This is a genomic window from Mycobacterium sp. 3519A (assembly GCF_900240945.1).
Lineage (GTDB): Bacteria > Actinomycetota > Actinomycetes > Mycobacteriales > Mycobacteriaceae > Mycobacterium.
In genome coordinates this window covers 341,996-354,414 of sequence record NZ_OESG01000013.1, presented here as the reverse complement: position 1 = coordinate 354,414, position 12,419 = coordinate 341,996, and the positions used below count along the sequence as shown (strand labels likewise).

14 protein-coding genes are annotated in these 12,419 nt (G+C 64.2%); 3 read left to right on the top strand and 11 right to left on the bottom strand.

The genetic code is table 11. The features are described 5' to 3' along the window. Nucleotides 1-12: 12 nt before the first annotated feature. The 10 genes from C1A30_RS09600 to C1A30_RS09555 all read right to left on the bottom strand — a co-directional run bounded on the left by C1A30_RS09600 (nucleotide 13) and on the right by C1A30_RS09555 (nucleotide 9,239). Nucleotides 13-789: a hypothetical protein gene (locus tag C1A30_RS09600; protein ID WP_101948032.1), complete on the bottom strand. Its 777-nt coding sequence runs from the start codon at nucleotides 787-789 to the stop codon at nucleotides 13-15. 15 nt (nucleotides 790-804) lie between these two features. After that, entirely contained in the window at nucleotides 805-2,001 is a 1,197-nt protein-coding gene (locus C1A30_RS09595) for a hypothetical protein (protein ID WP_142392578.1), read from the bottom strand. Nucleotides 2,002-2,030: 29 nt separating this feature from the next. Then, complete coding sequence (locus C1A30_RS09590; RefSeq protein ID WP_101948030.1) at nucleotides 2,031-2,990, bottom strand: metallophosphoesterase; 960 nt, start codon at nucleotides 2,988-2,990, stop codon at nucleotides 2,031-2,033. Beyond that, nucleotides 2,987-3,196, bottom strand: a complete 210-nt coding sequence (locus tag C1A30_RS09585; RefSeq protein ID WP_101948029.1) for a hypothetical protein — start codon at nucleotides 3,194-3,196, stop codon at nucleotides 2,987-2,989. The genes C1A30_RS09590 and C1A30_RS09585 overlap by 4 nt, the downstream gene beginning before the upstream one ends. Nucleotides 3,197-3,624: 428 nt before the next feature. Beyond that, entirely contained in the window at nucleotides 3,625-4,008 is a 384-nt protein-coding gene (locus C1A30_RS09580; protein ID WP_101948028.1) for a hypothetical protein, read from the bottom strand. Between the two features lie 283 nt (nucleotides 4,009-4,291). Continuing rightward, nucleotides 4,292-4,606, bottom strand: coding sequence for a hypothetical protein (locus C1A30_RS09575; RefSeq protein WP_101948027.1), 315 nt, complete (start codon nucleotides 4,604-4,606; stop codon nucleotides 4,292-4,294). Further along, nucleotides 4,599-5,426: a slipin family protein gene (locus tag C1A30_RS09570; RefSeq protein ID WP_101948026.1), complete on the bottom strand. Its 828-nt coding sequence runs from the start codon at nucleotides 5,424-5,426 to the stop codon at nucleotides 4,599-4,601. The genes C1A30_RS09575 and C1A30_RS09570 overlap by 8 nt, the downstream gene beginning before the upstream one ends. Beyond that, the gene (locus C1A30_RS09565; RefSeq protein WP_101948025.1) at nucleotides 5,426-6,058 is read right to left on the bottom strand and encodes a hypothetical protein; all 633 of its coding nucleotides are present in this window, start codon (nucleotides 6,056-6,058) and stop codon (nucleotides 5,426-5,428) included. Before C1A30_RS09565 ends, C1A30_RS09570 begins: the two co-directional genes overlap by 1 nt. Then, a complete protein-coding gene (locus tag C1A30_RS09560; protein ID WP_101948024.1) occupies nucleotides 6,055-8,466 on the bottom strand; it encodes a nitric-oxide reductase large subunit in 2,412 nt (803 codons plus the stop codon). Before C1A30_RS09560 ends, C1A30_RS09565 begins: the two co-directional genes overlap by 4 nt. A 227-nt stretch (nucleotides 8,467-8,693) precedes the next feature. After that, the gene (locus C1A30_RS09555) at nucleotides 8,694-9,239 is read right to left on the bottom strand and encodes a TetR/AcrR family transcriptional regulator (RefSeq protein WP_101948023.1); all 546 of its coding nucleotides are present in this window, start codon (nucleotides 9,237-9,239) and stop codon (nucleotides 8,694-8,696) included. Nucleotides 9,240-9,343: 104 nt separating this feature from the next. Between C1A30_RS09555 and C1A30_RS09550 the strand changes: the two genes are divergently transcribed. Next, complete coding sequence (locus C1A30_RS09550) at nucleotides 9,344-9,733, top strand: hypothetical protein (RefSeq protein ID WP_369974111.1); 390 nt, start codon at nucleotides 9,344-9,346, stop codon at nucleotides 9,731-9,733. A 135-nt stretch (nucleotides 9,734-9,868) separates the two neighbouring features. On the opposite strand, the gene C1A30_RS09545 is transcribed toward C1A30_RS09550, so the two are convergent. After that, on the bottom strand, nucleotides 9,869-10,453 hold the full coding sequence (locus tag C1A30_RS09545) for a DUF4232 domain-containing protein (RefSeq protein WP_101948022.1): 585 nt from the start codon (nucleotides 10,451-10,453) through the stop codon (nucleotides 9,869-9,871). A gap of 155 nt (nucleotides 10,454-10,608) precedes the next feature. Between C1A30_RS09545 and C1A30_RS09540 the strand changes: the two genes are divergently transcribed. Then, a complete protein-coding gene (locus C1A30_RS09540; RefSeq protein WP_101948021.1) occupies nucleotides 10,609-11,829 on the top strand; it encodes a PPE domain-containing protein in 1,221 nt (406 codons plus the stop codon). Next, nucleotides 11,829-12,218, top strand: a complete 390-nt coding sequence (locus C1A30_RS09535) for a DUF6188 family protein (protein WP_101948020.1) — start codon at nucleotides 11,829-11,831, stop codon at nucleotides 12,216-12,218. Before C1A30_RS09540 ends, C1A30_RS09535 begins: the two co-directional genes overlap by 1 nt. The last annotated feature ends 201 nt before the right edge of the window (nucleotides 12,219-12,419 follow it).

Genomic DNA, 12,419 nt, shown 5'->3' with positions numbered 1-12,419 from the left:
ATTGCCGCGACGTCACCATTGGTGGCCGCATTCGGCGCAAACCCAATCCCATGGTTCAACGCAGCAGCCCATCGCCGCGATCCATGGTTGTTCGACCGGTCCGGCCGGCATCCCGTACATCGTCGACATCGAGCGTTGAGCAGAACAAGAAGGACAGCGGGGGTTCAGCGCGAACCGCAAGTCGACGAAACTGGTCAACCCGTCTCGGCGCATGCGGTCATGGCAGGAATCGCACAGCGCAGCAGGCCAATCAGCGGGAGCCTCTGACAGGCGACGCGCCACGGTGTGTAGGTGCACACGGTCGCGCGCATCCTCTCCTGTCAGATCGATTCGCCGTCTGCAGCCCGCACAGCTGCCGCCGGAATTGAGCACGATGCGCGCCGCGGCGAGCGACGTCGCGCCGAATAGCGACTCATCCGCCCGCCAGCGGTAGCCGTCAATCGTGTCCACGAAATCTTCATACGAGTCGTGGTAATAGACCGTGTGGGCCCCTGGACGGACAGTCCAGTCCCCCAACGAGTTCAAGGTGCCGAGTTCGAGCAGACCGCTGCGATCGAGATCGTCAATCCTGCCGAACGCTTGACCTACATCGCCGTCCAGTCCGACGATGCCGACCGACGCGAGCAGCGCCGGCGGATCCGTGTCGAGAACTCCGATGACCGGTTCGCCGCTCGAGATGTCCGTCGCGGCATGCCAGGCCCGGTAAGGCGACCGGGGCTCCAGGACACTGATCAACGCATCCTTCCATGGTCGACCCTCGACGATGTGAACCGTCTCGATACTCGTCATCGTGTCCTACCGATCTCAGCAATAGTTGGTGAACCGGTAATCGACACCGCTGGAACGAATTTCACGCTCGAGTTGGTACGATGCGTCGCCGCTGTAGCGCTGTGCCAGCATGTCGATGACGTCCGTCCCCGGTTCTCCACCGAGCGCGGCCACCAGTGCGGGCACGTTCGCGGCGGCGATCGTGTAGAAGTACTCGTACTCGCCGTCCGAACTGATCATCCGAGTCACCGGGCCGAAGTCTTGCCCGTTGATATGAAGCGACCCGTCGTCGCCCAGAGTGGCGTCGAGGTTGAGCCAACTGCCGTCGTCTCGATGCTCGCTGCGAAGGTTGATATGACGCGGCGCCTTCGTGCCGGGCGGGTCCAGGTGGTCCTTGGCTTTGGCCGCCGCTTCGTCGACATCGTCGAAGCCGAGCGGAATCAGTCGACCATCGGCGTCCTTCTCATTGTCCGGGTTGCCGGCATGGTAGGCCAGGAATGGTTCGCCGTCGGTGTCATCGAACGTCAGCTCCCGGTCGGAGTTTTCGTCGATATGGAAGGTCCCGGCGGCTGGCCGCCACGAATCCTGGTCATCCGTTTCTGCGATCTGCAACGGAGTCCACGCCACGGCAGTGCGCCAGCGCGAGTCGTCAGTTACCCACGCCCACATCACATCTGCGACCAGCGAGACGTCGGTCAAGCGGTACTTGAAGTGGGCGTCGGCCCCGCCGTCGCGGTGCTCGAGTGTGTAGGACCCGTCCGCTTCGCGATAGACCTGGACGTACTGCTCCTCGCCTCGCTCGACGATGAAGAACGAGTCGTCCGGCCGAGGCCACGTTGGTCGCAGGACGAGGTCCCGCAACAGCGTTGGTGTCAGGTAAGGCAATGCGACGTCACCCTGAAGCACGACGTCGATGTCGACGCGTCCGCGGGGATCGTAGAGACGGAACAGTTCGAGGTCGTAGACAGCGAGGCCACGGTCCTTGGTTTCCAATAGCAGATAATTCAGCAAGCCGTCTTCCGGCTGCCTTGTTTCGACGAACACGCCGCGGGAGTCCGCCGGACGCTCGACCCAGCAGACCTCTTCACCGCACTCGGTCAGTGCCTCCACCAACTCCGCGACGGTCGACGGTGGCTCACCGACGCTCTCGGCGCACATCGCCGCCACCAGATTGTTCGCCGCTTCGATCGAGTCGGCCGCACCAGCGGGAAACACCGCAAAACGATGACTCATCTAGTACCCCCCTTGTAGTTGTCAAGTCCCTATCGCGCTCGCACGTAGTTCTCCGCACGTATCTCGGATTCGCCTGACCAGCGGTAAGCCACCAACACCCCGCCTGGCTTGGCGACGCTGAAATCGACGCATGCGGTGCGCCTCGTCCAGTCCTGTCGGTGCGTCGGCGATCCGTCGCGCCAGTAATGTCCGTAGAACACCGGTACGTCGTCGGTGTACACGAAGGACCGATAGTCCTCGGGCACCGCCGTTTCGGGCAGCGCCGGATACGGCTGCTCCGTGGTGAAGTCGCCGCCCAACTCGGCGATGTCACGCAATGACGCAGCGGCGTCGTCCCACCAGCGCACGCGTGCCTCGTTGCGCAGGAAGCCACCCCAATCCCTGAACGGTGGCTGGCCATGTTGAGTCAGGTCGATCTCGGGCCCCTTGAGAAGCACTTCGACGGCGTCGTGGAGCCGGTTGTCTTTTGTCGATGCCCTGACGAACTGAGACGCGGAGCTGAACCGGTTCGAACCGAGTTCGCGCTCAACGACTTCGATCGACTGAGGATGCCAACACGCGTGCACCACGCGAAGGTCGCCCAGGTCCAGCCACAGCGGCAGCGTCTTGAACCACTCGACGTAGTGGGCCCGTTCAGCGTCGCCGAGCTGATCGAGGAATACCCGATGTTGCTTGGTGTTCTTCTCACTGTGCTTGCGTAGGTAGTCACCAGCCGTGCGCGGATCCTCCGTGGCATAGCCGATGGCGTTGAACTCGTGATTGCCCATCACGATGTAGGCGCTTGCGCCGTCCACCATCGGCTTGACGAGTTCGAGCACGCGACGCTGCTCCAGGCCGCGGTCGACAAGGTCGCCCACGAACACCGCGCGACGGGTGGGATGCCGGTAGGCGCCGGTCCGACCGTCGGGCCGGTACCCGAGGTAAATCAGCAAATCCTCGAGGGGAGCCGCGCAACCGTGCACATCGCCGATGATGTCGTATCCGTTCACGCCCCGATCATCGCATGCGGGTACGACATATCGCCGCTTCCCGGCTCATCTGCGCTCGGTTGCAGAGCCGGTTCAGCAAGTACCCACAGCAACGGATAGCCGAGCCTGCCCGCCGCCTCAGTCACCGCGACGCCGAACGCGCCGAACGCGGCCTCGGATTCGTCGGTCCGGCGGGTGATCGGGATGTTGACACTCAAAGCCGTCACCGGCCATCACCGCGGCGGCGACACAGCCGACGTCGGGCCTCCACTCACCACGATTGACGGCGAAGCCGTCGCCGGATATCGGCGAGCCCGTCGCGCAGCTTGTAGGGATCGGCGATCGTCGTGTCCGTGTAGCGCGGCAACTCGACGGCGAGAAGCTTCTCGAGACCGAGTAGTAGTGATCACTACGGCTAGATGAGCCGCGAAGATCGTTCGCCGACGAACTCCGCGTACTGGTGGCCTATGCGAATATGCTTGCCAATCAGTCTGATTGAATCTTCGAACTGTCGAGAAGCAAGCTATGCAGTTGCTCGCGAGAATCTCGTTGTCGAGGAGGCGGAGCTAGGCTCCACGGTGAACGGCATGCGCTACGGCATCCGAACTCTCGAAGTGCCGACGTAAACTGAATTGCGAGCCCGAGGAGACGTTGCCTACGGACGCGATCGTGGCGGCTGAACGCCGTGAACATACTCGTCGCGGGAAAGAACAAGCGTATCCGTTGGCGACGAGATGTCGACGTAGTCGTGGCAGGGGCCATCATTGTTGTTCAGCACTGTCAGATCATCGATGATTTCGGCTGCTTTGATCTGGTTGAGGCGCCACACCATGCGCTCATCGCGCAACTCAACATCAGCTGAATCGTCTTGTATGACGAATTGGTGCGTTATTCCGCCGTGCTCCAGCTCAAATGCTCCTTGCTGTTCGGCCGTCTTCAATGCAGTGAGAAAAGTAGATACCCCGGTCCCATCCATGGCCAACAACACCACAGCTTCGCCCCTGAACTCCGAAGCGAGCTCGGCCCGGATTATGGTCATGCGACTCCATACAAACCTGTGGCGACGGTCCAAAAGCTATAAGCGAACCCTATCAACAGCCGAAGAGAACACTCCTCACAAAATTGCCGTCAGGGCACCAGCGGCGTCGACCTACACTTACCAGGGTGGAGTCATCGGTCAGGTTTGATCCCGTCGGCCTGGAGTGGCTAGCTGCTACGTGCGCCAGTTTGGCTGCCGAAATCACCGATGACCCCGCCGGCACGCGGCGTTCGGCACGGTTGGCAAGGCGCGGCGTCTCAGTGGTCTTGATGGCCATACCGGATTAGTACTCGACCCCATCCCTCCGATGGAAGTGCCGCCACAGCCGGGCTCCGCCGGACAGCGCGACGAGCACGCCCACGCCGCCGATCAGAATGCCGACGAACAGCGAGATGAACATCGGGTCGATCGATTCGCCGATCGTTCCGGCGCCGAAGGCACCGCCAACGAGGAAGCCCCCCAACGGCGCTAACACAGCGACCGCCAACCCCAGCAGCGCCCGCCACATCCCCGGCGGGGTCGGCTCGAGGACGACGGGGCGACCGACTCCAGGGGCGTCATCATCGACGGGGACCGGATCGGATGCTGCGCTAGTCATCGGATTTCACACTCCTGATGTGGGGGACGGCGTCGCCGCCGCTGTCCGGGCCGTCTGTCGAGTTGGCCCGCAAGCCCTCGAGGAACGGGCCCACGATGTCCATTGGAAGCGGGAAAACGACGGTCGAGTTCTGGTCGGCGCCAAGTTCGAGCAGGGTTTGCAGATAACGCAGTTGCAGCGACGCCGGACTCTCGCTGAGTGTCATTGCGGCGTCGCGCAATTCCGCTGACGCCTGCAACTCGCCACGGGCGCTGATCACCTTGGCGCGTCGCTCCCGCTCCGCCTCGGCCTCTCGGGCCATCGCCCGCTGCATCATCTCCGGAATCTCGACATCCTTGATCTCGACGACCTCGACCTTGATCCCCCACGGTTCCGTCTGGCTCGCGATCGATGCGGCCAGGTCCTCGTTGAGATCGGCGCGGTGCGCGAGCAAGGTGTCCAAGTCCGCGCGCCCGACCACCGAACGCAGCGTGGTCTGCGCGATCTGAGACGTGGCGACCGCGAAATTCTCCACCGCCATCACTGATTTCGTCGGGTCGGTCACCCGGAACAGCACGACGGCGTTGACCCGCGCGGTCACGTTGTCGCGGGTGATGACCTCCTGCGGCGGAATGGTCAATGTCACCGTGCGCAGGTCGACACGCACGAGCTTGTCGATGCCCGGCAGCACGACGACGATGCCCGGGCCCAACGGCCCGCGCAGTCGACCGAGGCGGAACGCGACACCGCGTTCGTATTCCTTGATGATGCGCATCGAAGCGATCACCAAGGCGACGACCAGTGCGACGAGAAGAACAACGACTACCGTGAACGGACCCATCAGCGCGCCTCCCGTCGATCGGACGCATACGAAGAACGACGACGGACTTCCGCTTCAGCCAACCGCTTTCGCTCCTCGATGTTCTCGTCGAGCGACTGAAACACCACCCCGGGCGGTACCGCGGGGGTGCGGCGCAGGTGCGACCAGAGCGGCAGCGAAACCACACCGACCGCGGCGGCGCATCCCAGCAGTAGGAGCGTCTCCGGCACGGTATCGGCGGCGAGTGACATGGCCAGCGGCCAGATGACGGCGATGGCGCTGACGACGCAGGCGATACCGCGGTGGAAGCGGGCCGCCTCCGATGCGGGCCAGCTGTCGATCGCCCGGCTCACCTCGCGGCCGTCATTGGAGGTGGTGCACGTCTGCTTGACCGGGCAGGCGTTGCAGACCGTCGGGCTGCCGCGGTAGCGCATGACCCGGTTATCGGGATCAAAAGACTTGGGCCACAACCACTGATCCTGCGGGCACCGCCACGCGTCGTGGTCCTCGTGGTAGACGAACCCGCCCGCCCGATGTTGCTCCACCTTCGCCGCGGCGCGGCGGGCGAACGTGTCGATGCCGTACGCGATCGCCACGAGCAAGGCGGCGTATCCGATCGTCAGCCAGGTGTCGATCGCGATGCCCGCGGTCACGGACTGCGCTCCGGTGTGTCGCCGTCGTCGACCAGTGTCCGGCGGTCCGAGGCGTAGCGAGATGACCCGCCGCCGCCCGTCACCGCGAGTCCGGTCCGGTCTTCCTCCGCGTGGGCGTGTTCCTCGACGAACAGTGTCTCGGCAGGCATCGTGTGGGTGGTCGCCTTGATTCCGTATCGCACACCCAGCCAAGCGATCCAGAGGAACGGCAGCACGCCGCCGAGGATCATCAGGAAGTCGCCGGGCATGCGCAGCCACTCCAGTACGACGTTGCCGCGCTGGGTGATATAGCCCAGCGTGCGGGCTTCGTAGTAGCCGTCGTTGACGGAGTGCCACAACTGCAGGACGCCCAGTGGCAGCAGGGTGGCGAAGACCATCCACGCCAGGCCGATGTTGAGCGACCAGAAGGACAGCTTGGCCAGTTTCTCCGGCCAGCGTTGCGGCGGAATGATGTAGCGCAGCGCGAACATCGCCAGACCGACGGCGAGCATGCCGTAGACACCCATCATCGCGCCGTGTGCGTGGTTGGCGGTGAGCGCCGTGCCGATCTGGTAGTAGGACACGATCGGCAGGTTGATCAGGAAGCCGAAGATGCCTGCGCCGACGAAGTTCCAGAAGCCAACGGCGACAAGGAACATCACCGCCCACCGATGCGGGAACGGTGCGCTGCTGCGCGACTGCTGCCGCGAGCCCAGTTGCAGGAACGTCCACGCCTCGACGGTGAGGAAGGTCAGCGGGATGACTTCCATCGCCGAGAAGAACGCGCCCAACGCCATGTGTTCCACCGGTGTGCCGGAAAAGTAGAGATGGTGCATCGTGCCGATCACGCCGCCGGCCGAGTACAAGATGACGTCGAGGAAGATCAGTTGGATGGCGATCCTGCGGCGCACCACACCGAGCATCACGAAGATGTAGGCGACCATCACGGTCGTGAACAACTCGAGGAAGTCCTCGACCCACAGGTGCACCACCCAGAAGCGCCAGAACTCGGCGACAGTCAGATGGGTCTGGGTGCCGGCGAGCATGCCGACGGCGTAGAACGCCGGGATGGCCAGTCCGGCGTAGAAGAACAGCCACGGCATGTTCAGCTTGCTCTCGGTTTTCAGCCGGGAGCGGATCGCCCGGTAGATGATCGCGATCCACAGGAACAGCCCGATGACGAGCAGGATCTGCCAGAACCTCGGCAGGTCGAGGTATTCCCACTGCTGGTCGAAGAAGATGGAGCCCTTCGCCCAGCTGACACCGAAGGTGCTCAACGCCGTTCCCGTCAAGGTGCCGGCGACGACGACGAACAGCGCGCCGAGCAGGCCGTAGGTAAGCCAGGACTGCCGCCGCGGTTCGCGGCCGGAGATGATGGGCGCGAGGAAGATCCCTGCGGCGAGGAAGGACGCGGCCGTCCACAGCAGTGACAGCTGCACGTGCCAGGTGCGCGCCAGGTTGAACGGGAGGACCTGCGCCATGTCGAATCCGAAAAAGTTGCTCAGCTCGGCGCGGTAGTGCTCGATGAGGCCGCCCAGCACCGTCTGACCGAGGAAGAGCACGGCGACGATGAGGAAGAACCACGCGGTCGCCTTCTGGGAGGGGGTGATCTCCACCTCGCCCGGTTGACGGAAGGCCAGCGTCGGGGTTTCCGTTGCGTGCCAACCGATTTTGCGGCTCCACCGACCGTAGAGGGCGAAGAGTGCGCCCAACCCGGCCAGCAGCGCGATGAGCGACATCGCCGACCAGACCAGGATGTCGGCGGTCGGCGCGTTGTTGACGCGTTGTTCCGGCGGCCAGTTGTTGGTGTAGGAGTACCGGTGGCCCTCGCGCTGCGCTGCGCTGGCCCAGGCGGTCCAGCTGAAAAACGCGGTGAGGTCACGGATTTCCTGCGGATCGGTGATGACTTGCGGGATCAGCCCGTGTTCGGTCGAGTTCGTGCCGAAGTAGTCGGCGTAGTACGCGCGGATCTTGTCGAACGCGGCGACTTGCTCGGCGGTGAACTGCAGGGTCCCGGTGGCCTTGTCGTAGCGGTTGGTGCGCATCATCTGCACGACGGCGGCCGTCGGGTCCTGCGATCCGGAGTCGCGCAGCTGCTGACCGACGCTGTCGGCCGACAATCGAAGGTACTCGGCGGTGTAGTCCGGCCCGAGGTAGCCGCCGTGCCCCATCACCGAGCCGTATTCCTGCAGGCCGCGACGCAGGAAGATCTGCTGTCCCGCAGTGATCTGCTGTTCGGTGAACAGCGTCTGGCCGTCCGGGCCGACCACCCGCTGTGGCAGCGGCATCGACGCTGTATAGGTTCGCGCGGCCAGCACGCCCATGATCAGGAACCCGAAGACCATGACCAGGGCCACGCCCTGCACCCACCCTTTGGAAATCGCAAGCTCGGCTCGTGTCGCACGCGGCTTCGCGGACTGCTCTGTCATTGCCACTCCCCCCGGGGGCGAAATGAGTCACCTTCGCAGCTTCTTCGGTCAAGTTAACGAAAAGCCCGCGACAAAGTGGCAGGGTTTTGCAACATCGAGCCTTGACAGCTGTCCGGATGCCAGGGCTATGGTTGCGTGACCATTTTGCGTGGTCATCGGTATCTGAAGCACGTACAGGCGGAGGCGATCTCGTCTCGGAATGCGGTGTGCGGAGCAGCAGTCGCGGCTCAGGTCCGCACGATCGGCCAGAAGAGATCGAAGAGGCGCTTCTCCCCTCCGGTCGCGACCTTGCCGGTGCGGGTGCGTTCGGCGATGTGTGCGCCGACCACGGCGTCGACGAGGGTGGCGGCGTCGACGTCGGCGCGGAAGGTTCCGTCGGCCTTGCCGGTGTTGATCACTGATTCCAGTTCGGTGCGCTGTTTGGCGAGGATGCGGCGGAAGAGTTTGGTGAAGGCGGGGTCCTCGTCGGTGAGCAGGGCGGCAAGGCCGCCGTAGCCGATGCCGACCTCGATGGTCTTGATGGCTTCTTTGATCAGCCAGCGCAGCCGCTCGGGCGGGTCGGCGTCTGCAGGGAGCGGGTCGGGGGTGGTGACCCGGGACAGCGCGGCGGCCAGCATGTCGCGGCGGTCGCTGTGCCGGCGGTAGATCGTGGTCTTGGCGATGCCCGAGCGCGCGGTGACGGCTTCGACGGTCACCGCGCGGGGCCCTTTGGTGCGCAGGAGCTCCAGGGTGGCGTCGGCGATGGCGTCGTCGACGTCTGGGCGCTGCGCCATGTTGATCCTCCTCGACCGGCTGACGGCGGAATAACCGCGGCCGCAGAAACGCTACACTAGACGTAGCGATACGCTACACGTAGCGTTTTATTTAGGATGGAGAGGTGATCGAGGTGTTGAAGGCATTGCGACGGGTTTCGATGACGTATGTGGCGTACGTGCTGCTTCTGCTGGTGTTCGTGGCGTTGGGGATGTTCGTCTACGCGCTGGCGACCGGAGGCGCGCCGGCCGGCATCATCGCGGCTGGCATGGTGGTGTTGATGGTCGCGTCGGTCGCGGGCTTCCGCATCGGCGCGCGCAAGCGGGCGGAATCCAACGACAGCGGCATCGCGATCCCCGGCGAGAACATCTGGGCACAACCGCTGCGGCGTGAGCAGATCGACCGCTATATGCAGAGCTACCGCGGTGCCCGGGACAACCATGAACAACTGCTGCAGGCCGTCGCAGCCTCCGGCAGCGAACCGACGCAGCTGATGCATCGACGCGCGGCCTGATCGCTGCGACCAGCAGAAGCCACCGTCACGACGCCGCCGAAGCTGACCCTGTTCTCGATAAGGTGAGCGGCGGACCACTACACCAAGTGCCCACCTCTGGGCGACTTTGTCGCTGCCGCAGCAACTTTCGGGGGATCAGTCCACCGTGCTGATGCTGGCGTTGCAGATGGGTACGTCGACGCTCATCGGGTGTGAGACGAATCCGTTGGGCGGAGTGACGACCAAGTTGCCCCAGCGCGGGCAGTCGTTTCCGGTCGAGGTGTCGACCGCGTAGGCGGTGATGTCCGCGGTAGCGACGTCACCTGTGTTGAGTGTGAGGTGGTGCGCAGCGTTGGCCTGGCGTCGCGGCACATTGATCAGGACACCTCCGGCGGGGGTGACGAGGTCCGCGCCCGGATAGCCGACGAGGGTGCAGGAATGTGGCGACGTGTTCGTGAAGGACAGGACCACGTGACGCTGGGTGTTGGCAGACTCCAGCGGTCCGTTGGTGACGACGAGGTCGTCGTCGGTGCACTGGCCGGGGGCGCTCAGCGGCGCAGGGGCGGGCGTAGTGACGGTGACGGTCACCGGGGCGGCGGGTACGGCCGGCGCAGGCGACGACGCCGAAGGGGCGACGGCCGTGACGGTGACAGTCGGAGCCGGTGCAGCGGGGGTCGTCCGCGTGGCCGAACAGCCCGCGAGCACGGGAACCGCCAGCAGGGACAGCGCGATCAGCTTCATGCCGGCAAGCGTGCGGCGGAGCGCTTGGCGATTTCTTGGAGGCGTCAGATTTGGTGCGCCGGGCTACCCGTAGCGGGCACTAACGTGATTTCTGGCTAGTCCTTGGCGAGTAACCGGCGTGCTGCGCCGTCGACGTTTCGGAGGGATCCGACGATATGGCGCCGGTCCTCGAGGTCGACATCGATGCGCTCAACGCCGACGGCGGACGCCTGGAGTCGCTGGGAAAGCCAGTCAAGAAGTCGAACTGCGCTCCGCCAGGTGCTGATTCGACGTCGCTTGGCGCGGCGAGGGCGCTGAACGAGCACGAGCTAGCACTGATTGACATCCTGGAGTACGCGACCCGAGTCCGAGAGTACGGCGGCGGGGTCATCAAGTCGGCGGCAGTGGTATTCGAGCTCACGGACGAGGCAGGCGCGACGTCGATCCATCGGGTCGACAAGACCAGTGCGCCGCCGATCAGCTCGTCGGGCCCGCCGCAGATGCCGGCGCTGCCGCCGGTGCCGCATCAACCGCCGATCGCGAGCATTCCGGAGCTGCCTGCGCTGCCGTCGATCGGAGGCGAGCAGTTCTCCGCCGATTTGCATTCAGGTCCGGGTCCATCTGACCTGCGCGACTTCTCGCGGGCGTGGCACCACAACAGCCAAGACATCACCCGCACCGCGGATGACACGCGGTCGGTGGGCGCGAAGGTCAATGAACATTGGTCCAGCGGCGACAAAGCCGAGAACAACATCATGGACCACGCGAAGTATCTGGACTCGGCGGCAGCGTGGGCGGAGCGGCTTTCGGTTGCAGCGGAGGCGGTGGCGCGCGCTTTCGACACCGCGAAGCAGGACTGCCCCACTCCGGATGAGTTCAGCGACGCCGAATCAGACGTGATGGAGGCGGCGGCGCTGGTGGCTGTGTCACCGGCCATCGGCATGATCGAGTACCGACAGGCGACGTCTCGTTATGCCGAGCTGGTCGCGAAGGCCGAAGAGACGGCCAAGCAGTACCACACATCCGTCGGCGACGCACTGACAGCGCTCGGCAATCCGATGGTCCCCTGCCCGCCGATCGCCAGCAGGGCCGACATCCCGGCGCCGCTGGCGGCGGGATCCGCACTACCGCCGCCTGGCGTCCCTCCCGGTTGGATAGCCCGACCAGCCGACAACGGCATGGGAACGGTGTACCAGCAGCCGGGGGCGGTCGGAAATAGCAATTCGATACGAATCATGGAGCCAGGTGCAGACCCGCGCTCCCCCTACGGATACGTAAGGTTCACGAACGAACACAATCAACCCATCAACCTCGATGGGAAGCCCGGCACACGCGCGGAGACGCACATACCTCGTAACCCCGACGGTTCGTTCCCGATACCGAGAGGCTGGCCGTGATGGATTTAGGAATACGCGGGAAGAGTCTGCAGTCGGTGCTGATTGAGTACACCGTCAGAATGGACCTTTCTGATGTGTATTTCATCGTGATCGAATCGCCGTTCAGGTTGGACATCGATGGAGACAGCTTCTCGCTGTCACCAGAAGAAGATCGCGACGAAGCCCTGCGGGTGTTGCGCCAGCTGGTTGATCGCACGATCGAAGACGCGACGGCCGACGACGTGGGAGCTCTGCACTTGACCTTCGAGGGCGGCGCGCGTCTCACGGTCGAGCCTGACCCAGACTATGAGGCGTGGAGCGTTTCGGGCCCGGGCGGTGCGCTGGTCGTTAGCGCACCGGGCGGCAAGCTAGCCATCTGGAAGCCGCAGTCGAATTCGGACGACCAATGAGGATTCGTTGACTGCGACGGCTTGATCAAGATTGGTACGGCGTTTCATCCTATGAAGGACCAAACAAGCTGGCGGGCAATGTCGTCCGAAGAGGCCGACGTTATCCGTTCAATTCTCTCGCGCGCGGACGTTCGTCGCAGTGGCGTACAGGTTGCCGACCTCGAGGGCGCGACGCCATGGTGGCGGTAAAAGTGTCGAACA